Source organism: Paracoccus binzhouensis (genome assembly GCF_016446475.1).
In the GTDB taxonomy this organism is placed as follows: Bacteria; Pseudomonadota; Alphaproteobacteria; order Rhodobacterales; family Rhodobacteraceae; genus Paracoccus; species Paracoccus binzhouensis.
Genome location: NZ_JAEHFP010000012.1, coordinates 1 through 22,014 on the forward strand (window position 1 = coordinate 1; position 22,014 = coordinate 22,014).

General features: G+C 70.4%; 11 protein-coding genes. 2 read left to right on the forward strand and 9 right to left on the reverse strand.

Features of this window, described 5'->3' with window-relative positions:
* Window positions 1-83: 83 nt before the first annotated feature.
* From I9P22_RS05280 to I9P22_RS05290, 3 genes are read right to left on the reverse strand one after another with little or no spacing between them, the layout of a single operon-like run.
* Window positions 84-4,703, reverse strand: coding sequence for a MupA/Atu3671 family FMN-dependent luciferase-like monooxygenase (locus I9P22_RS05280; RefSeq protein ID WP_199258311.1), 4,620 nt, complete (start codon window positions 4,701-4,703; stop codon window positions 84-86).
* Entirely contained in the window at window positions 4,700-5,692 is a 993-nt protein-coding gene (locus I9P22_RS05285; RefSeq protein ID WP_199258352.1) for a glycosyltransferase family 2 protein, read from the reverse strand. The genes I9P22_RS05280 and I9P22_RS05285 overlap by 4 nt, the downstream gene beginning before the upstream one ends.
* Before the next feature lie 2 nt (window positions 5,693-5,694).
* Window positions 5,695-11,985, reverse strand: coding sequence for a type I polyketide synthase (locus tag I9P22_RS05290; protein WP_199258312.1), 6,291 nt, complete (start codon window positions 11,983-11,985; stop codon window positions 5,695-5,697).
* 290 nt (window positions 11,986-12,275) lie between these two features.
* On the opposite strand from I9P22_RS05290, the gene I9P22_RS05295 reads away from it, so the two are divergent.
* Window positions 12,276-13,058, forward strand: coding sequence for a WecB/TagA/CpsF family glycosyltransferase (locus I9P22_RS05295; RefSeq protein WP_199258313.1), 783 nt, complete (start codon window positions 12,276-12,278; stop codon window positions 13,056-13,058).
* Here I9P22_RS05295 and I9P22_RS05300 read toward each other — a convergent pair.
* From I9P22_RS05300 to I9P22_RS05320, 5 genes are all read right to left on the reverse strand, one after another.
* The gene (locus tag I9P22_RS05300; protein ID WP_199258314.1) at window positions 13,055-14,089 is read right to left on the reverse strand and encodes an ABC transporter ATP-binding protein; all 1,035 of its coding nucleotides are present in this window, start codon (window positions 14,087-14,089) and stop codon (window positions 13,055-13,057) included. The two genes, I9P22_RS05295 and I9P22_RS05300, sit on opposite strands and share 4 nt — an antisense overlap.
* A complete protein-coding gene (locus I9P22_RS05305) occupies window positions 14,086-14,868 on the reverse strand; it encodes an ABC transporter permease (protein WP_199258315.1) in 783 nt (260 codons plus the stop codon). Before I9P22_RS05305 ends, I9P22_RS05300 begins: the two co-directional genes overlap by 4 nt.
* The gene (locus I9P22_RS05310; protein ID WP_199258316.1) at window positions 14,865-15,713 is read right to left on the reverse strand and encodes an ABC transporter permease; all 849 of its coding nucleotides are present in this window, start codon (window positions 15,711-15,713) and stop codon (window positions 14,865-14,867) included. The genes I9P22_RS05305 and I9P22_RS05310 overlap by 4 nt, the downstream gene beginning before the upstream one ends.
* A 52-nt stretch (window positions 15,714-15,765) precedes the next feature.
* A complete protein-coding gene (locus tag I9P22_RS05315; RefSeq protein ID WP_199258317.1) occupies window positions 15,766-16,872 on the reverse strand; it encodes an ABC transporter substrate-binding protein in 1,107 nt (368 codons plus the stop codon).
* A gap of 140 nt (window positions 16,873-17,012) precedes the next feature.
* Complete coding sequence (locus tag I9P22_RS05320; protein WP_199258318.1) at window positions 17,013-17,852, reverse strand: 2-keto-4-pentenoate hydratase; 840 nt, start codon at window positions 17,850-17,852, stop codon at window positions 17,013-17,015.
* A 155-nt stretch (window positions 17,853-18,007) separates the two neighbouring features.
* On the opposite strand from I9P22_RS05320, the gene mutS reads away from it, so the two are divergent.
* A complete protein-coding gene (gene mutS / locus I9P22_RS05325) occupies window positions 18,008-20,644 on the forward strand; it encodes a DNA mismatch repair protein MutS (RefSeq protein ID WP_199258319.1) in 2,637 nt (878 codons plus the stop codon).
* Here mutS and I9P22_RS05330 read toward each other — a convergent pair.
* Window positions 20,608-21,993, reverse strand: a complete 1,386-nt coding sequence (locus I9P22_RS05330; RefSeq protein ID WP_199258320.1) for a glycosyltransferase 61 family protein — start codon at window positions 21,991-21,993, stop codon at window positions 20,608-20,610. The genes mutS and I9P22_RS05330 overlap by 37 nt on opposite strands.
* Window positions 21,994-22,014 lie beyond the last annotated feature (21 nt).

Consider the following 22,014-nt stretch of genomic DNA (forward strand, 5'->3'; position numbering starts at 1 on the left):
CGGCAGCACCGCGCAGCCATGGCCCGCGGGCAGCAGCCGGCGGGCCAGCGCCTCGAGCGCCGTCGGCCCGGTCATCGGCCCGCTCACCGTCCGCCGCGCAATTGCGCCCGCAAGGCCCGGCGCCGGGCCATGGCATCGTCGGCTGCCCCGACCGGCTCGGGCTCGGGGCGCACAGGCGCCACAGGGACCGAAACCGCCACCGCCGGAGCAACATTGTTCGCCGGCGCCAGCGAGGCGACGTGCTTCAGGAAATCCGCCATGACCGGGAAGCGGAAGATATCCGTCACCCCCAGCCGCGGCAGCGCCAGCCGGTCGCGCATGGTCCGGTGCAGCTGGATCGCCAGCAGCGAATGCCCGCCCAAGGCGAAGAAGTTGTCGCGCGGGCCGATCTGCTCGACGCCCAGCACCTCGGACCACAGCGCCTGCACCGCCTGCGCCAGATCCTCGGTCGGGGCGTTGGCGGCGACAGCGGTGGCGGCCTCGACGGTCGGCGCCGCCACCGGAGCGGAGGCGACGGCCCCCGGCACCGGCAGATGCTTGCGGTCGATCTTGCGGTTCGGGGTCAGCGGCATCTTTTCCAGCCGCACGATCCGCCCCGGCACCATATGCGCCGGCAGATGCGCCAGCAGCGCCTCGCGCAGCCCCTTCTCGCACAGATCGCCCGCGCCGGTGACATATGCCACCAGCCGCTTGTCGCCGGGCGCATCCTCGCGCACCAGCGCCACCGCCTCGCGCACGCCGGGCTGGGCGGCCAGCTGCGCCTCGATCTCGCCCAGTTCGATGCGGAAGCCGCGCAGTTTCACCTGGTGGTCGGCCCGGCCGATATAGTCGAGGCCCCCATCTTCGCGCCAGCGCACCAGATCGCCGGTGCGATACATGCGCGCCCCCCAAGGCGCGCCGCGATCCGCGGGCACGAAGGGATCGGGCCGGAAGGCCGCCGCCGTCAGGTCCTCGCGCCGCCAATAGCCGCGCGCGACGCCATGGCCGCCGATCCACAGCTCGCCCTGCGCGCCGGGGGGGACCGGCGCGCCGTCCGCGTCCAGAACGTAAAGCTGGGTATTGGCGATCGGCCGGCCCAGCGTCACCTCGACCGCATCGGACAGGTCGGCCACCGTGGACCAGATCGTCGTCTCGGTCGGGCCATACATGTTCAGCACCCGCGCCCGCGTCGCCGCCCTGATTTCGGCCAGAAGCGAGGGCAGCAGCGCCTCGCCCCCCACCATCACGCATGTCAGCCCGGCCATCGCCGCCGCCACCTGCGGGTCCGAGACCAGGATGCGCGCCATGCTGGGCGTGCATTGCAGATGCGTGACCTTCCAGCGCCGGATCTGCGCCGCGATCGAGAAATCGCCCTCCTCGGGCTCGGCGCCATGCGGGTTCACCTCGGCCCGCAGCCGCGCCAGCAGCGGGAAGCCGGCCATGACCTGCTCGGGGGCGATGCCATAGTCGATCAGGCAGGCGATCTCGCCCACGCCGATGGCCTTCAGCTGCTCGACCCGGGCGATGCCGTCCTGAAGCGAGCCGAACAGGCCCGAATCCTCGAAATAGCGCAGGAAAGCGAATTCCAGGATGCCGTCCAGCTCCTCCTCGGAAAGCGAGCCCAGGTCGATGGCCATCGGGTTGGTCATGCCCGCCGGGCGGCGGAAGGCCGGGAAATCCCAGGCATATTGCTTGACCAGCGCCGCGGCGCTGCGCAGGTAGTTCTTCATCGGCTCGCGGGCGATCTCGCGCGCCGTCTCGCGATCCTCGGCCAGGCAGGTATGCAGCATCAGCGTGACGGTGAAGCGCGCCGGGTCATGGCCGGCCTCGCGCAGCGCGGCGTGGTAATCCTTGATCCGGGCCGCGACCGTGTCGATGCTTTGCCCCAGCAGGTGGGTCAGCACGTTCATGCCCAGCCGCCCGGCCTCGAGCCAGGTTTCCGGGTTTCCGGCGACGGTCATCCACAGCGGCAATTCCTTCTGCACCGGACGCGGCTGCGTCACCACGCCGAACAGGCTGCCGTCCTTGCGCGGAAACTCGACCGCCTCGCCGCGCCACAGCCGGCGGAGCTGATCGATCCCCTGGGCCAGCGCGGTCTTGTTGTTCGGCGGCGCGTTTTCCGGACGCAGCACGAAATCGTCCGGCTGCCAGCCCGAGGCGATGGCCAGCCCCGCCCGGCCCGAGGTCAGGTTGTCGATCACCGCCCATTCCTCGGCCACGCGGGCCGGGTGATGCAAGGGCAGCACGCAGCTGCCGGCGCGCACGGCGACGTTCTTCGTCACCGCCGCCACCGCCGCGCCCGAAACGGCCGGGTTCGGATAGGGACCGCCGAAGGCGTGGAAATGCCGCTCGGGCGTATAGACCGCAACGAAGCCGTTCTGGTCGGCAAAGCGCGCGCCCTCCAGCAGAAGCTGGTATTTCTTCGGCCCCGGCCCATCGTCATTGCCCCAGTAGAACAGGCTGAAATCCATGCCGCCCGAAACCTCGCGCCGCGGCTGCGCGGGCGCCGAGGAGACGGCGAGCCGCGATTCCTCGCCCGCGATCACCAGTTTCAGGCCCCGCGCCAGCGACCAGAAGATCTCCAGCACCGAGATGTCGAAGGAAAGACTCGTGACCGCCAGCCAGGCATCGCCCTGCTGGTGCGGAATCACCGCATCCATGCCGGCGAAGAAATTCGCGACGTTGCGATGCTCGACCATCACCCCCTTGGGACGGCCGGTCGAGCCCGAAGTGTAGATCAGATAGGCCAGGTTTTCCGGCCCGGCATGGTTGACCGGCGCCGCGACCATGCCATGCGGCAGGTCGGTCGGAATGGCCACCACCTGCGCGCCATGCGCCGGCAGCCTGTCGGCCAGACCGCCCTGAACCAGCACCACCCGGGCGGCCGAATCCTCGAGGTAAAGCTCGACGCGCTCGACGGGATAATCCGGGTCCAGCGGCACATAGGCGCCGCCCGCCTTCCAGATCGCCAGCGCGCCGATCACCAGCTCGGGCGAGCGTTTCGCGAACAGCCCGACCGGCTGGTCCGGGCCGACGCCCATCGCCACCAGCTTTTCGGCCAGCGCATTGGCGGCGCGGTCCAGCTGGCCGCGGGTCAGGCTGTGATCCTCGAAGGCCAGCGCCACCGCATCGGGGTTCTCGGCGGCCTTTCCCGCGATCAACTCGTGAATGCAGGCCAGCCGCACGTCCAGCTGCGTGGCGTTGCGGCCGACCAGCAGCTCCTCGCGCTCACCCGCGTCCATCAGGGGGATGTCGCGCAGCGCCGTGGAGCCGGGCAGCGCCAGGCCGCCGTCCAGCGCCCGGGCCAGCCGCTGTGCCTGCGCGGAGGTGACGCGGGCCGGGTCGTGGTCCAGCCAGGCGCCCTCCGCGGTCAGGGTCACGGTCAGCGCCGCACCCTTGACCGGGCCGCCGGCATCGAGGCTGATCGCCAGGTCCGGCGTGGCCATGTCGCGCAGTTCGGGCGCGCGATGCAGCAGGTCGGCCATGAAGAAGCCGCGCTGCGCCTGATCGGCGATCTGCGCCGCCAGCGCCTGCCCCAGATCGGCCAGGCTCCGGTCGCCCGGCGCCTCGACGGCCAGCGGCTGCCAGTCGGCGACGATCCCCGTCGCCTCGGGCTGGCCTTGCGGCCGCAGCGCCAGGTCGAGTTCGGCCTGACCGGCCAGCCGCGCCAGCAGCGCCGCGGCCAGCGCGATGCGCTCGGGCGCATCGCCGGGCAGCAGCGGCAGGCGTTGCGTCGCGCCCGAGCCCTCGCCCGGAAGCACCGCCGGGTTCATCCGCGCCAGCCAGCCCCGCCAGAAGCCGTCATGCTTCGCCGCCTGCGCGGCCAGATCGGTCAGCCGCGTGCGCTCCTCGGCGGCCAGCGCCGGGATCACCGTGCCAAGCGGAGGCAGCTCGCCGCGAAAGACCAGCCGGATCGCCGCATCGCCGGCAGCGATGGTGGCGATATCGCCGTGATGGGCCAGCACGGTGCCCGGCGCGGCGCTGGCCGGCTCGGTCCCGGCCGAGGCGGCGACCGCCAGCACCCGGCCATCGGCCAGCCGAACCTTGGCCTCGGTCAGCGGGTTCCAGTAGCCGCCATGGTCGAGCCCCCGCACCAGCGCGCAGATGCGCCCGGCCGGCTGGGTGAAGTCGATCACGCCCGCGGCCTCGGGGCGCTTGTCCCGGCCGACATAGCTGCGCTGCGACAGGTCCTGTTTCACCCGCTGCGGGCCGGCCCCTTCCAGCTGCGCCACCACCTCGGAAAAGCTTTCCGCCCCGCGGGCGAAGCAGCGGGCGTTCAGGGTCAGGGCGGTATCGTCGGGGCGGATCTCGAACAGGGTCTGGGCCAGGATGTCGCCCTCGTCCACGCCGCCCTCGATCATGTGCCAGGTGACGCCGTGCCGGGCCTCGCCGCCGATGATCGCCCAGACCGGGGCGTTCAGCCCCGCCAGCCGCGGCAGCGGCCCGTCATGGAAGTTGATCGCGCCCAGCCGGCCGCGCGCCAGCATCTCGGGACGCAGGATCGACAGGTTGGCGACGCTGAACAGCCAGTCGGCAGAGGGCGCACCGGCAGGCAGCGGCGCGTCCTGATCCTCGACCGCGAGCCCCGCGCCCTGCGCCCAGTCCCGCAGGTCGGGATTGCGCGTCACCACCGCGGCGACGCGATGCCCGCGCGCCAGCAGCGTCTCGGCCGCGTGGCGCAAGAGAGATTCGTTACCCACCAGAATCGCGGAAAATTGCGTCATGGCTTACCCTTTTCAACATGAACGGGCTTTGGCTGAACACGAAGGGCGTGACGCAGCAGATGCGCCAGATGGCCCGGCGGTCCATCCGGCCTGCGCCCCGACAGAAGGCAGCGCAGGCGATACACCCCCGCGCCGCCCAGATGGGCAAGCGTGGCCCAAAGCGCGCCCAGCCGCCCATGATGCTTCTCGAAATAGCGGCGCCGGGAATCGTACCAGTAATCCGGCGGCCGCTTCCATTCCTTCATGCCGGTGCTGACCGAACCGATATGCAGCACCAGGCTTTCGACGACGTAATGGGTCTGCCAGCCCGCCAGCGCCGCGCGGCGGCACAGGTCGGTCTCCTCGTAGTAAAGGAAGAAGCCCTCGTCGAAGAGACCGATTCGGTCCAGCACATCCATGCGGATCATCATCGACGCCCCGGCCGACCAGTCCACGCGACCCGATGTCTCGGGCTGCGGCAACGAGACGGCCCGGCGGTGCAGCAGGCGCGAGATCGGGCCGGTGCGGCTTTCCGATTCGAACTCGCCAAGCGCGGTGGGAAAGCGGAAGGCGGTGGTATGCGGCACATCGTCGATGCCGCGCAGGCGCGAGCAGGCGATCCCGGCCCGCGGATGCGCAGCCAGATAGTCGACCAGCGCCCGGATCGCGCCGGGCTGCGGAATCGCGTCCGAATTCAGCAGATAGACCAGATCGGCGCGGCGCCTGTCCGGCAGGCCCTGGCGGATGCCATGGTTGTTGCCGGCGCCGAAGCCGCCGTTCCAGCCCGACTGCACGACGGCGACCCGGTCCGCCGGCCAGCCGCGCGCCCGCACCGCCTCCTGCATCGCCTCATGGCTGCCATCGCCGGAATCGTTATCCACCAGGGTCAACCCGCCGTCGAGGCCGGCCATTTCGCGCAACGCGGCCTCGGCGGCCTGCAGGGACATCTCTGGCGTGCGCCAGTTCAGCACCACGACATGCACGCTGGGCGGGGGCGCATCCTGGGCCATGGTCACTCGGCCGCCCTGATCCCGGCCGGGGCCTGCGCCGCGGCATCGGCTTCGCGCAGGATCTCGCGCAGAACCGAGGCGAGGCGGCGCACGTTCGGCTCCAGCACCATGGAATCGTGGTCACCCGGCACCTCGATCACCCGCAGGCCCGGCATCCAGGGCGTCCAGCCATTGTCCTCGATGACGTAATCCCGGCCGGAATTGATCCAGCGCCCGCCGGTCACCTTCCAGCGCCGGTCGAGCGGCGGCCGGAACAGCGCCACCGGCCCATCCCAGACCGAAAGCTGCAAGCCGGGCAGCGCCGCCAGGAAAGCGGCCTCGATGGCCAAGTCGTGGAAGGCGCCGGTCGCCTCGGCCGACACCTCGGCCTCGACGGCCCTGGCCTTGCTGCGGCGCTGGAACTCATAGGCGACGCGGTCGCGCAGCCATTTCCAGACGAAGCCCGGTCCGCCCTCGCGCAACTCGCCCAGGCGGATCGCCAGTCGGTCCTTGCGGCTGACCGGCTCGCGCTGCGGCAAGGGCGTGTCGAGCATGACCAGCATCGCCACCTCCTCGCCCGCCGCGCGCAGCTGCCGCGCCATCTCATAGGCCGTCAGCCCGCCGCCCGAGAAACCGCCGATCAGATAGGGCCCGGTCGGCTGCACCTGGCGCAGTTCCTCGATATAGTCGCGGGCCGCCTCGGCGAAATCCTCGTGCGGCTTGTCGTCGCCCAGAAGGCCGCGCGCCTGGATGCCCCAGAAGCGGCGATCCGGCCCCAGCCGCTGCGCCAGCTGGCGCAGGTTCATGATATTGCCGAACATGCCGGCGACCATGAAAAAGGGCGTGCCTTCGCCCCGCCCGCCCATATCGACGAGGAAACGGAAGCGCGGCCGGGCCGAGACCGGCAGTGCGCGCACGTTGTCGGGCGAGACCAGCTCGCGCGGGCCGGTGCGTTCCTCGACCAGCGCGGCAAGCTGGGCGATGGTCGGCGCCTCGAACAGAGTCGAGATCGGCAGGTCCACGCCGAATGCCTTGCGGAGCTGGCCGAACATGCGCACCGCGATCAGCGAATGGCCGCCCAGGTCGAAGAAGCTGTCCACGGCACCGACCTGGGCGATGCCCAGCAGCTCGGACCAGATCGCGGCCAGTTCGGCCTGGGTGCCGGGCGCCGGCTCGACGAAATCGCTGTCGAGATCGGGGCGCTCGAAGCCGCCCTCGCTGGGCGCGGCATCCTCGACCACGCCGGCCTCAAGGATCAGCGTGTTCAGGTCCAGCGACGAGACATAGACCTGCGCCAGCCCGGTCGAGATCGCCCGGCTCAGCATCGAGGGGCCGATGGCCGCCGGGATGCCCTGGCTGATATTGTGCTGCAGGCGCCGCTCGGCCGGCGACAGGCTGCGCGGGGCGGCCGCCCGCTGCGGCTGGGCCGAGATCGCGGCCGAGAGCTTCCGCAGCGCGAAGCCCTTGATTTCCGCAACAATCGTGCCGTCGGGCCCGGCCAGGGTGATGTCGAACTGCGCCATGCCCTGGGCATCGGTATTCTCGCCCGCGTTGCGGATGCGGCTGGTCACCTGCTCCGGCAAGGGCGCGTAGAGCCGGATCGAGCGATAGCCCATCGGCACCCACAGGTGATCGGGCGACCAGCCCTTGATCAGCGCCATGGCCCAGCCGGTGGCGATATCCAGCAGGGCCGGATGCGCCAGCCACTCGCCCGCCTCGCCGGCGAATTCCGGCGCCAGCGACAGCTCGGCCACGCCTTCGCCCTCAGCGATGCGGAAGCGGCGCAGCACCTTCCAGCGCGGGCCGAACGCCATCTGCCGTTCCTGCGCCGAAGGCAGCGCCGCGCCCTGCCCGTCCTGGTCCCAGCCGCCCGCAACCGCCAGCGGCGCGGGCGCGGGCGCGTCCAGCCGGCCGACCAGCGCGGTGACGTTCGGATCGCCCTGCGGGTCGTCCAGGATGTCGATGCGCATCGCATCGCCCTCGGGCGTCACCCGCGTCGTCACCATGGCCTTGTCCGTCACCAGCAGCGGCCGGCGAAACTCCAGGTCGCGGATCACGATGGGCAGCGACAGGCCGGATTCCAGCGCCGCCTCGGAGACCAGTTCGATCCAGCCGGTGCCGGGCATCAGCGCCTGGCCCGCGGCGGTCTTGTGGCCGCCGATGATCCAGTCCTCGATCCGCAGGGTGCTGCGGAACTCGCGCCCGCCCGGAACCGGCAGGCTGTCGTCCAGCAGCGGCCGCCCCTGCGGCACGGCGACGGCGGATGCGGTGTCCAGCCCCATCGCCCGCGCCGCCATGCCGGCATCGGCCCAGACGCCCCAGTTGACCGCGACCGCGCGCCCCAGCGCCGGCGGCGCCGAGCGCGCCACTGCGTTCAGGTATTCGTTGGCGGCGACGTAATCCGCCTGCCCCGCCGGCGCGATCACCGAGGAGGTCGAGGAGAACAGCACCGTCAGCTTCGCCGGATCCCCGGCCAGCGCCTCGATCAGCGCGCGGGTGCCCAGCAGTTTCGGCGCCAGCACGTCCCAGGCGTCGTCGTCGGTCTTGGCGGCGATCAGGCTGTCGCGGATCACGCCGGCAGCGTGCAGCACCACGTCGAGGCTGCCGAAGCGCGCCTTGGTCTCGGCCACGGCGCGGGCCATGTCCTCGGGGCTGGTCACGTCGGCGCGGATCGCCAGCACCTCGGCCCCCAGCGATTCCAGCTGCCGCAGCGAGGCGATAACGGCAGGCGAATCCACCCGGCCGCGCGTGGTCAGCGCCAGTTTCGCCCCGCCGCGCTGCGCCAGCTCGCGGGCGATGGCCTGGCCGATGCCGCCGAAGCCGCCGGTGATCAGGCAGGCGGCGCCCTGCGGGATGGCGGCCATGCCGTCATCCTCCAGCGCAACCTTTTCAAGGCTTTGTTCAAAGCGGCGCCCGTCGCGCCAGGCGGCGACGGCAGCGCCCGAGGGGGCCAGCGCCTCCTCCAGCAGGTTGGCGGCCAGCGTGTCCAGGCCCCCCTTGGCCGGCAGGCGGATGTCCACCAGACGGGCCGAGACATTCGGCATCTCATGCGGCATCACCCGGATCGGGCCGGCGGCGGTGGCCTTTTCCGGCACCGGCGCCGGTTCGTCCGCGACGCGCAGCGCGTCGTTGCAGACCGCGATCAACTCCAGCCTCGCATCGGGCAGTTCGGCGCCGATGGCCTGCGCCAGATGCAACAGGCCGAAGAAGCCGCGCTCGAGCTGGCTGTTGAGCAGGCTGGAGCCGGGGCGGAACTTCGCCCCCTGCGTCACCGACCACAGATGCAGGATGCGATCCGGCACCATCTCCTGCGCGGCCAGCGCCGCCAGCAGCATCTCGTAGCCCTCGCGATCGGATTCGACCGGCAGCAGGAAGCGGCCTTCCCCCTTGTCGGCGAAGGTATCGCCGACCTGCACCACGGCGATGCGCTGGCCGCGCGCCCGCAGCCCCTCGGCCACGCGCTCGGCAAGGCCCAGGTCGTCGGCAAAGACCAGCCAGGTCCGCTCGCCCGGCGCGACCGGCCCCTGCGGCCCGATCTCGATATTCGGCGAGGCCAGCTTCCATGCCGGGCGCCAGCCCCATTGCGCCGGTTCCTCGATCCGCGCCAGCTCCGAGGCCACCTCGGCCGCGGCATTGGCCGAACGCTCGATGAAATAGCGCTTGCGCTGAAAGGCATAGCCGGGCAGCGACAGGCGCCGGCGCCGGGCGCCGCCCCAGACCTGATCCCAGTCGATCTGCCCGCCGCAGGCCCAGAACCGCGCCAGAGCGCCCATGAAATAGCTGTCGTCGCCGGTGGCGTGGTCACGGTGGCGCAGGGTCGAGATCACCTGGTTGGCGGCGACCGCCGGATGCGCCTTGGTCATGGCCTGCATGGCCCGGCCGGGGCCCACCTCGACGAACACCCGCCCCGGCACCTGCGCCAGATGCGCGATGCCGTCGGCGAAGCGCACCGTGCCGCGCAGATGCGCGACCCAATAGTCGGGGCTGGTCGCCTCGGCCGCAGTCAAGGGCTGGCCCGAGCGGTTCGAGATGATCGGGATCCGCGGCGCGTTCAGCGGGATCGAGGCGAGATAGGCGCGGAATTCGCCCAGCACCAGCTCGAGCAGCCGCGAATGCGCGGCGATGGAGATAGCGATGCGCTGGCATTCCACCTCGCGCGCCGCCATGCGCGCGGCGAAGCGGTCCAGCGCCGCGTCGGGGCCCGAGACCACCGACAGGCCCGGCCCGTTCACCGCCGCAAGGTCCAGTTCCAGTTCGGCCAGCTCGGCGGCGAACTCCTCGGGCGGCAGCGGCACCGACAGCATGCCGCCGGCCGGCACCCGGTCCATCAGCAGCCCGCGCAGGCGCACCAGGCCGATGCAATCCTGAAAGCCCATCACCCCGGCGATGCAGGCGGCGGTATTCTCGCCCATGGAATGACCGATCAGCGCCGCGGGCTGCACGCCCCAGCTGATCCACAGCTGCGCCAGCGCATATTCGGTGATCATCAGCAGCGGCAGCTGCAACGAGGGCTGCAGAAGCCGGCGATCCGCCTCGGCCTCGGCTCCCGGCTCGGGCAGCCACAGCGCGCGCAGGTCCACGCCATGCGCCTGCGCCATGTGATCCAGGCCGCGATCCATCCATTCGCGGAACACCGGCTCGGTCTCGTAGAGCCCGCGCGCCATGCCGGCATATTGCGCGCCGCCGCCGGGCAGCATGAACACCGCCTCGGCCGGGTCGCCCACCGGCTGGTGATCGAAGACCAGCAGCGGATCGGGATCGGCCAGAAGCCGCGCCGCCTCGGCCGCATCATGCGCGACCAGCACCCGGCGGCGGTCGAACTGCCGCCGGCCCTGGGTCAGGGTAAAGGACAGGTCGGCCATGTCCACGCCGGGATTGGCCGACAGCCAGCCCGCCAGCGCGGCGCTGTTGGCATCCAGCGCCGCCTTGCTGCGGCCCGAGATGGCGACGATGTGGAAGGGCCAGTCGGATTCGCCCGAGGCCTCGGCCGCCGGCGGCTCCTGCAGGATCACATGCGCATTGGTGCCGCCGACGCCCAGCGAGTTCACCCCGGCGCGGCGCGGCCCCGGCACCGGCCAGTCCGACAGCCGGTCGTTGACCTGGAACGGCCCGCCCTCGAAGTCGATGGCCGGGTTGGGCTTCTCATAGTTCAGGCTGGGCGGGATCTTGCCGTGATGCACGGCCAGCGCCGACTTGATCAGCCCGGCGCTGCCCGCCGCGGTGTCCAGGTGGCCGATATTGGTCTTGACCGAGCCGATGCGGCACGGCCCCTGCCGCGTCCCTTCCGAGATGCGGGCGTAAGCCTGGTTCAGCGCCGCCACCTCGATCGGGTCGCCCAAGGCGGTGCCGGTGCCGTGGCATTCGACATAGCCGATGCTGTCCGAGGAGACGCCGGCCATCACCAGCGCCTCGGCCACCGCCTGCGCCTGCCCCTCGACGCTGGGGGCCAGATAACCCGCCTTCGCCGCGCCGTCGTTGTTGATGGCCGAGCCCTTGATGACCGCCCAGATGTGGTCGCCGTCGGCCAGCGCGTCGCGCAGCCGGCGCAGCGCCACCACCGCCGCGCCGCTGCCGAAAACGGTGCCCTGCGCGCGGTGGTCGAAAGCGTGGCAATGGCCGTCGGGCGACAGGATCTCGTTTTCCTTGTAGAGATAGCCCAGACCGTGCGGCAGTTCGATGGTCACGCCGCCGGCCAGCGCCATGTCGCATTCGCCCGATTGCAGCGACTGGCAGGCCATGTGGATCGCCACTAGCGAGGTCGAGCAGGCGGTCTGCACGTTGACCGACGGCCCCTTCAGGTCGAAGACATGGCTGACCCGGGTGGACAGGAAATCCTTGTCGTTGCCGGTATGGCGCAGCAGGAAATGCCCGACGCCATCGACCAGGTCGCGGTTCGAGCAGACGTTCCAGTAGTAATAGCTGCCCATGCCGCAGCCGGCCCAGACGCCGATATTGCCGGCAAAACGCTCGGGCGGGTGGGCGGCATCCTCCAGCGCGTGCCAGCAGGTCTCCAGGAACTTGCGGTGCTGCGGGTCCATGATCGCCGCTTCCTTGGGCGAAAGCCCGAAGAATTCGGCATCGAATTCGTCGAACTGCCCGAGGATGCCGGCCGAGGGCACATAGTTCGGATCCGCCATCCGCGCCCGCGACTCGCCCCGCGCCAGCAGCTCGGCCTGGGACAGGCGCTGGATCGATTCGACCCCGCGGCACAGGTTGTCCCAGTATTCCGCCACGCCCGCCGCGCCCGGCAATTGTGCCGCCATGCCGACGATAGCGATATCACTGTCCTCAACGACGGTCTTGTCGAAGGCCATGGATGTGCCTCTTTCAACTCGTGGAACGCCCCTGCGGGCATAAATCATTCAACAACTGGCAGGCGTATCCGGCATACCGAATTCCACGCCCCGGACCAACCGTTAAAACCGGCCGGATGCCTGCCTTTTTAGGCAGAATGGCCGCAACCGCCGGCGGATCGGCCGGGTCCGGCGCCGCCATGATACGCGGGCGGAGGCGGTGTAGCTGCGGGGCGGCGGCAAGGCCGTTGCATTCCCGCCGCCGCCGCCACATCCTGCCGGAAAATCCGGCCCGACCCCCGAGGCGCATCATGCTTTTCAGCTTTCCCGACGGCAGCGCCGTGCGGATCAACTGCCGGGATTCCGCGGCGCTTCTGGCAGCGGTGCGGCAGCGGCTGCAGGACGGGCGGGGTTTCGCCATCGCCACGCTGAACGTCGATCACCTGCAACGGCTGGGCGAGGATGCCCGCTTTCGCGCCGCCTATGCCGCGCATGACCTGGTCTGCGCCGACGGCAATCCCATCGTCTGGCTGTCCCGCATCGCCCGCCGGCCGGTGGCGCTGGCCCCCGGCTCGGACCTGGTGCTGCCCCTGGCGGCCGAGGCGGCACAGGCCGGCCTGCCCGTCGCCCTGATCGGCAGCAACGACGACTCGCTGGCGCGCGCCGCGCAGGGCATGACCCGTGCCGTCCCCGGCCTGCGCGTCGCGCTGACCCATGCGCCGGGCTTTCCCTTCGATCCGCTGGGCGAGGAAGGCGCCGAGATCATCGCCCGCATCCGCGCCTCGGGCGCGCGGCTGTGCTTCCTGGCGCTCGGCGCGCCGCGGCAAGAGCTTTTCGCCATCCGCGCCCGCGACGCGCTGGGGGATACCGGCTTCGCCTCGATCGGGGCGGGGCTGGATTTCCTGTCGGGCCATCAGCGCCGCGCGCCGGGGCTGCTGCGCAGGCTCAAGCTGGAATGGCTGTGGCGCATGCTGTCCGATCCGCGGCGGCTGTTCTTGCGCTATGCCAAGGGCTTCACCATCCTGCCCGGCCATGTCCGGCAGGCTTTGGCGCTGCGCCGCGACGGCCTGGGCGGACCCGGCCCGCGGACCTAGCCGGCCAGCACCAGCCAGCCGGCCGGGGCGGCGGCCAGATGCACCCGTTCGCCCGGTTGCGGCAGGGCGGCGCCCGGCTCGTTGAAGCGGTCCAGCACCACCTCGCGCCCCGCCGCCCGCGCCCGCAGCCGCTGGACCGAGCCGAGGAACTCGACGCCGGCGATCTCGGCCGGGATGCCCTCGGCGCCGATGCGCAGGCTTTCCGGCCGCGCCGCCAGGGTGATGCGGCCGGCGGGCAAGGGGCGGTCCAGCGCGATCTCGACCCCCTCGACGCGGACCAGGCCGCGGGCCGGGTCCAGCACCTCGGCCTCGAAACGGTTCAGGGTGCCGACGAAGCCGGCGACGAAATCGGTGGCGGGCTGGTTGTAGATCTGCGCGGGCGTGCCGGTCTGGTCGGCCACGCCCTTGTGCATGACCACGATGCGGTCGGAAATCGACAGCGCCTCCTCCTGGTCATGGGTGACGAAGATGGTGGTGATGCCCAACTGCTGCTGGATCTCGCGGATCTGGTTGCGCAGGGAGACGCGGATCTTGGCATCCAGCGCCGACAGCGGCTCGTCCAGCAGCAGCACCCGCGGCCGCGGCGCCAGCGCCCGGGCCAGCGCCACGCGCTGCTGCTGGCCGCCCGAAAGCTGCCAAGGATAGCGCCCGCCCAGGTCCGGCAGGCCGATCAGCTCCAGCATCTCGGCCACGCGGCCCGCGCGCTCGGCCCGTGCGACGCCGGCGACCTTCAGGCCGAAGCCGACATTCTCGGCCACGGTCAGGTTGGGGAACAGCGCATAGGACTGGAACACCATGCCGATGCGGCGCTGGTTCGGCCGCGCTCGGGTCACGTCCTGGCCGTCGATGGTGATGCGCCCGGCCGTCGGCGTCTCGAACCCCGCCACCATGCGCAGCACCGTGGTCTTGCCGCAGCCCGAAGGGCCCAGGAACGACACGAACTCGCCCTTTTCCACCGACAGGTCGAAGTCGTGGACGACCCTGGTCGGGCCGAAGGATTTCTGCAGGTGGTCGAGGGTCAGGAAGCTCATGTCGGTTGAATCCGTGTGCCGAACAGGCGGGAGATCAGCTGCATCAGCCCCATGCAGCCCCAGGTGACGGCGAAGGCGATCACCGCCAGCGCCGCCGGCTCATAGGCGCGGTTGGCGCCCAGCAGCTGCATATAGGGCCCGAAGGCCGGGCGGTTCAGCAGCGCCGCCATGGTGAATTCGCCGATGACGATGGCGAAGGACAGGAAGGCGCCCGACATCACCGCGCCCAGCACGTTGGGCAGGATCAGCCGGCCGATGATCCGCACCCAGCCGGCGCCCAGCGATTGCGCGGCCTCGGTCAGGCTGCGCACGTCCAGCGTCGACAGCCCGGTATCCACCGCGCGATACATATAGGGCAGCGCCAGCGTGGCATAGCCGCAAAGCAGCAGCAGGTTGGTGCCGGATGCGGTGCCGGTGAGCGGCAGGATCGAGCTGGTGTTGTAAAGCCGGATATAGCCGAAGACCACGACAATGGCCGGGATGACCAGTGGCAGCAGGGTGATGAACTCGATCACCGGGCGCAGCCGCGGCAGGCGCAGCCGCACCCAATAGGCGGTCGGCACCACGATCAGCACGCCCAGCACGATGGTCAGCAGCGCCATGACCACCGAATAGCTGAAGGTCTGCCGAAAGGCCGCATCCGCCAGCACGGAACGATAGGCGTCCAGCGAATATTCCCCGCGCCGCATCCGCAGCGAGAATTCGATGGTGCCGATCAGCGGCAGCAGGAAATACAGCCCGCCGACGATCAGCGCCGCCCAGGACCAGACCCGCCTCATCGCATCCACCTTTCGGCGCGGGTGCGCATGACGACATAGGCGAGGTTCGCCAGGCCGGTGACGACGATCATGCCAAAGGCCATGGCATAGCCCAGATGCGGGTCCTGCAGCACGTCGCCGCGGATCTGCGCGAACAGCATGATCGGCACGATGGACAGCGACGAGCCGGTCAGCGCATAGGCCGTCGCCACCGCCCCGAAACTGTTGGCGAACAGCAGCGCGAAGGTGCCCAGAAGCGACGGGAACAGGATCGGCAGCGCCACCATGCGCCAGTATTGGAAGGTGCTGGCGCCCAGCACCTCGGCCGCCTCGCGCCATTCGCGCTTCAGCCCCTCCAGCGCCGGGGTGATGATCAGGATCATCAGCGGGATCTGGAAGAACAGATAGGTCAGCGTCAGGCCCCAGAAGCTCAGCAGGTTGAAGCCCATGGCATAGATGTTGATGCCGAACCATTGCCGCAGCAGCATGGTGACCAGCCCCACCCGGCCCAGCGTGGCGATGAAGGCGAAGGCCAGCGGCACGCCGGCGAAGTTCGAGGCGACGCCCGAGAAGGTCATCAGCGGCGCCTTGATCCAGCGCGGCACGCCGCCCATGACCACCGCCGCCGCCATGGCAAAGCCGATCAGGCAGCCCAGCACAGCCGAGGCCAGCGACACCTTGATCGAGATGGCGAAGCTGTCCACGATCCGCGGCGAGGCAAGCCCGGCAAGGTTCGCCAGCGTGAGGCCCCCCTCGGGGTTCTGGAAGGCGCCGATGACGATGTTCATCGTCGGCAGCACCAGGAACAGGGCCGCGAAGGCGAAAAAGGGCAGCACGCCCAGCCAGTTCCAGCCGATCCGTCTCATTCCGCCTCGCCTGTTGGGGGCGGCCCCGCCGGTCGGGCGAGGCCGCCGCGCCTTATTCCTTGACCGCCGCGCCGACGACGCTGTCCCAGCCCTCGGTCACCACCTTCTTGTTGGCCTCCTGCTGTTCCAGCGTCGGGAAGATCGCCTTCTCATAGGCCGAGGCCTCGGGCAGCGCGTCCAGCATCTCTTGCGGGACCTTGCCCTTGGCGACCAGGTCATTGAAGCGGATCGGGTGGCAATAGCCTTTCAGCCAGCCCAGCTGCCCCTCGTCCGAATAGAGGTATTCCATCCACAGCTTGGCCGCGTTCGGATGCGGGGCAAAGGCCGAGATCGCCTGGACATAGACGCCCGCGACCACGCCGTCCTCGGGGATCACCACCTCGACCGGCGGATTGCCGTTCAGGCTGTCGCGCCAGGAAAGCAGGTTGTAGTCCCAGGCGGTGACGATCGGCGTCGCGCCCTGGGCGATGGTCGCCGACTTGCCGATCACCGGGACGAAATTGCCGGCCTTGTTCACCTCGGCCATCAGCTCCATGCCCTTCTGGCCGGATGCCTCGCCCGGCTCGCCGCCATTGGCGATCCCGGCCGCCATGACCGAGATGATCGCCTGCGCCGAGGCGCGCGGATCGCCCGCCAGCGCGAAGGCGTTGGCATATTCCGGCTTGGTCAGGTCCTTCCAAGTTTTCGGCACCGTGTCGATCAGGTCCGAGTTCACGCCGAAGGCCATGACGCCGTAATAGTCGCCATACCAATAGCCCTCGGCGTCCTTGGCATCCTCGGGGATCGAGTCCCAGGTCGCGACCTTGTAGGGCTGGATCAGCCCCTCGGCCTTGGCCTGCGGGCCAAAGGACAGGCCGACGTCGATCACGTCGGGCGCCTGCGGACCCTTGTTGTCCTTGTTGGCGCGGATCGCCTCCAGCTCATCGGCCGAGCCGGCGTCGGGATTCAGCTCGTTGACCTTGATCTCGGGGTATTTCGCCTTGAAGCCCTCGATCACGCCGCCGTAGTTGCACCAGTCATGCGGCAGCGCGATGGTGGTCAGCATGCCCTCGGCCTTGGCGGCCTCTTCCAGCGCCGCCAGGTCCTGCGCCGAAGCGACGCCCGAGGCGGCCAGCGCGACAAGGGCGGCGAGCCCGGCCGCGGTCGATTGAATGGTCATTGGTCAACTCCGTTACAGAACACGCCCGCTTCGGGCGGCTGGCTGCCACCTAGCGGCCCCGGGTGACAGTGTTGCGACACAGCCCCCCGCAAAGCAAAGGTTTTTTCCCGATCTGCCGAAACGGCCAGCCTGACCCAAGGTCAGGGAACCAGCGTCACGCCCACCTTCATCGCCCGGCCGCCGACGCGGTAATCCGCCTCGACCCGGTGGCCGGGCCAGGCGGGATGCAGGGTGCCCAGCGACCCCAGCGAGATGACCGAGCCGGGCTTCAGCTCGTAACTGCCCTGCTCGACCAGCCACAGCACCACGTCCAGCGGATGGCCCAGCAGCATCTCGCCCGAGCCGGTGCCGACGCTCTTGCCGTCCAGCTTCAGGTTGACGGTCAGCGCCGCCAGGTCCGCGACCGGATCGGCCAGCTCGGCCATGGCGATGCCGCGCCCCAGCACGCCGCGCCAGGGCGTCACCCCATAGGCCGCCATCAGCGGCCCGGTCGGCGCCACGTCCCTTTGCAGGGCGATGTCGGGCAATTCGATGAAGGGCCGCACGTCGCGCAGCGCCGCCGCCACTTCCTCGCGCGTGCGGGCCTGCATGATGGCCGCGCTGCCGACCGTCACCACCAGGTCGGCTTCGAAGAACGGCGCCCGGCTGCCTTCCAGGCTGAGCCGCGCCCCGTCCGGCAGCAGCATCGGCGCGAACAGCGCCCCGGCGACCGGGGCCGTCACCCCGAACCGCTTCTGCACCGGCTTCGAGGTGAAGCCCACCTTCACGCCGACCGGCGGGCCCAGCTCGGCCTCGAGGATGCTGCGGAAGGCGGCATAGGCGCAGGTTCCGTCCTCGACCGTGCGCACCAGCGGGTCGGGCAGGCGCTGGCCGGCGATCCAGCCGCGGGCGGCGTTCTGCATCAATGAGACATCCGGACAGGCCGCCATTGCCCCCTGGGCAAAGGGCAGCAGGATTGCGCCCAGAATCAAGGATTTCATTCCAATGCCTCACAAGTATCTTTCGCCAGACGATGCCGCAACGAAAGCCGTCTGTCACCGGGATTCTTGCGTCCTTGCGGCAACTTGGCCGCATGCTGTTTGCATCGGCCCGCGCATCCCCTAGAAGAACGGGACCGCAGGCGACAAGGCTGGACATGAGCGATCAACCCACCCCGATGATGGCGCAATATCTCGCGATCCGCGAGGCCAATCCCGACGCGCTGCTGTTCTATCGCATGGGCGATTTCTACGAGATGTTCTTCGAGGACGCGGTGGCCGCCGCCGCAGCGCTCGACATCGCCCTGACCAGGCGCGGCACCCATCTGGGCGAGCCGATCCCGATGTGCGGCGTGCCGGTCCATGCGGCTGAGTCCTACCTGCTGACGCTGATCCGCAAGGGCTTCCGTGTCGCCATCGCCGAACAGATGGAGGATCCCGCCGAGGCCAGGAAGCGCGGCAGCAAATCCGTGGTGGCCCGCGACGTGGTGCGGCTGGTAACGCCCGGCACGCTGACCGAGGAATCGCTCTTGGAGGCGCGGCGGCACAATTTCCTGGCGAGCTTCGCCACGGTGCGCGAGGAATCGGCGCTGGCCTGGGTCGACATCTCGACCGGCGCCTTCCGCGTCATGCCCTGCCCGCCCGCGCGGCTGGCCCCCGAACTCGCCCGCCACGCCCCCCGCGAATTGCTGGCCGCCGAGGGCTCGGGTCTTGCCGAAATCGCCGCCGAGGCCGGCGCGGCGCTGACCGAACTGCCGGGCGGCAGCTTCGACAGCAGCGCCGCCACGCGCCGGCTCTGCGCATTGTTCCAGGTCGAGGCGCTGGACGGTTTCGGCCAGTTTTCCCGCGCGGAACTGGCCGCCATGGGCGCCATCGCCGATTACCTGGACCTGACGCAAAAGGGCCGGATGCCGCTGATCCGCCCGCCGGTGCGCGAGGCACCTGGCGGCGCCATGCAGATCGACGCCGCCACCCGCCGCAACCTGGAACTGACGCAGGCGCTGTCGGGCGGGCGCGAGGGCTCGCTGCTCTCCGCCATCGACCGCACGGTGACGGCGGGCGGCGCGCGCCTGCTGGAGCGGCGCATCAGCGCCCCCTCGCGCGACCTGGCCGAGATCCATGCCCGGCAGGCCGCCGTCGCGCATCTGGTGGACGACCCGCGCCTGACCGCGGACCTGCGCGAGGCGCTGTCGCGCGCGCCCGACATGGACCGGGCGCTGTCGCGGCTGGCGCTGGAGCGGGGCGGGCCGCGCGACCTGGCCGCGATCCGCGCCGGGCTGACGCAAGGCGCGGCCATCGCCGCCATGCTGGGTGACGATGAGATCGCCGTGCTGGCCGAGGCGGCGCGCGACCTGACCGGCCATGACGCCCTGATCGACCTGCTCGACGACGCACTGGTGGCCGAGCCGCCGCTTTTGACCCGCGACGGCGGCTTCGTCGCGCCGGGCCATGACGCCGATCTGGACGAAACCCGCCGGTTGCGCGACGAGGGTCGCGGCGTCATCGCCCGCATGCAGGCCGATTACATCGCCGAGACCGGGGTGCAGAACCTGAAGATCAAGCACAACAACGTGCTGGGCTATTTCATCGAGACCACCTCGACCCATGCCGAGAAGATGCTGGCGCCGCCGCTGAACGAGCGCTTCATCCACCGCCAAACCACGGCGAACCAGATCCGCTTCACCACGGTCGAGCTGTCCGAGCTGGAAACCCGCATCCTCAACGCCCGCGACCGGGCGCTGGAGATCGAGCGCGAGATCTTTGCCCGCCTGTCCCGCGCCGTGCTGGACCGCGCCGGTCCCATCGGCCAGGCCGCCCGCGCGCTGGCCGAGATCGACCTGACCGCCGCCTTCGCCGACCTCGCCTCGGGCGAGGGCTGGGTGCGCCCCGAGGTCGATGCCAGCCGCGCCTTCGTGATCGAGGGCGGCCGGCATCCGGTGGTGGAACGCGCGCTCAAGCGCAAGGGCGAGGCTTTCGTCGCCAACGACTGCGCCCTGACCGAGGGCGAGACGCCGGCGATCTGGCTGCTGACCGGCCCGAACATGGCCGGAAAATCGACCTTTCTGCGCCAGAACGCGCTGATCGCCATCCTGGCCCAGGCCGGCGGCTTCGTGCCTGCCCGCCGCGCCCATGTCGGCCTGATCAGCCAGCTTTTCAGCCGCGTCGGCGCCGCGGACGACCTGGCGCGCGGCCGGTCCACCTTCATGGTCGAGATGGTCGAGACGGCGGCGATCCTGAACCAGGCCGACGACCACGCGCTGGTGATCCTGGACGAGATCGGCCGCGGCACCGCGACCTGGGACGGGCTGTCGATCGCCTGGGCGGTGATGGAGCATCTGCATGGCAAGAACCGCTGCCGGGCGCTGTTCGCCACCCATTACCACGAGATGACCAGCCTGTCGGCCCGCCTGCCCGGCGTCGAGAACGCCACCGTCGCGGTGCGCGAATGGGAGGGCGAGGTGATCTTCCTGCACGAGGTCAGGAAAGGCGCCGCCGACCGTTCCTATGGCGTGCAGGTGGCGCGGCTGGCGGGGCTGCCGCCCTCGGTGGTGGACCGGGCCCGCGACATCCTGCACCAGCTGGAAAACGGCGAGCGGCAGGGCACGGGCAAGCCCACAGCGCTGCTAGACGACCTGCCGCTGTTCCGCGCCGCCCCGGAGCCGGCACCCGCGGCCAGGGCGAAGCCCTCGGCGGTCGAGGAGCGGCTGCGCGGCCTGAACCCCGACACGATCAGCGCCCGCGAGGCGCTGGACCTGGTCTACGAACTGCGCGGCATGCTGGACGAGACGGGCTGAGCGGCGTCCTGCGCCAGCGCCTCGTCCACCAGTTCGAGGATGCGGCGGGTGGCGTTGCGCCCGACATGCACGCCCAGCAACCCGTCCGAGACGGGCGGCACCCGCCCCAGGTCGGACAGGCCCGCGACATCGGCGAAGACCGTATCGTAATGGCAGCCCGAGACATGCGCGGCGGACAGGAAATCGCCCCAGCGATGCAGCTGCGTCTGGCGGGTGCCGATCTCGATCACCAGCGCGCCGGGCCGGGCATAGACCATGTTCGCCAGGCCGGCGCCATGCGGCGCGATCACGATGTCCGCCGCCTGCATCTGCGCGATCTGTTCAAGCGGGCTGAGATGCTCGAAAGCCACCACCCGGAAGCCGCGGGCGGAGAGTTCGGCCAGCAGCGACTTGTGCCCGGTAATGCCGCGGGCGCGGGCCTCGCCGCCCTCGTCGCGGCCCATCCAGACCAGGCGCGGCCGTTCCCCGACCAGCCTGGCGGGCAGCTGGCACAGGGCGTGTTCGCGCAGCAGCCGCAGGCTGCTGTCATAAGAGGCCATGGCGATGGTCTTGCAACAGAGCGATTCCGAGCGCAGTTGCCCGGCCCAGCGCGGATCGACCTCCGGTTCGGCGATGGCGGCGCGGATGCGTTCGTCGCCAGTCTGGTAGAGGTAATGCCGATGGCTGTAATGCGCCCGCACCCTTTCATAGGACTGCCGGCGCGAGACGAAGGCCACGCGATCCGCGATGCCGGGAAAGACCGCGGCGATGAAATTCGGGATGAAGCCCCGCACATGGTCCTGCGGCAGGTGCAGGTTGATCGGCTGGCCGCTGTCGTCATCGGCAAAGGCGGCCAGGCAGCCCAGGGTCTCGACGGTGAAATGGTAATAGTTGAAGCCGTTCTTCAGCTCGATGGCGATGGGCAGGTCCTCGACCGGCTCCTTCCAGACCGGCAGCGGCTGGTGGGCGCTACGCCGCGCGCGCCGGAAGGCATCGTGCAGCCGCGACTGGCGCCACTCGGCCCGGTTCTTCTCGTCATAGCGGGTGCGCATCCGGCCGCCGGCGGCGCCGTTCAGCCAGACCCGCTCGCCGATCGTGGCAAAGCCATTCCGGAAGGTCGCGTCCTCGAGCAACACGGGGGCGCAGTTGATCTCCATCACGCTGTCCAGCATCCGGCGCTGCTGGCGGTCAATGGCGTTCTGCTGCGCGCGGCGCAGCCCCGGGTCGTCGCTTTCGGCGAAAAGCCGCACCCGCGCGCCCCGGGCCGGGCGCAGGATCCAGCCGGGGCGCGGCGGCAGGTAGGACAGGCCGGGATGCAGGCCCGGCATGTGGAACACGGACATCGGGGGGCGGGCAAGATCGATCTTCATCTGCCTCTCCTCGGACTTGGG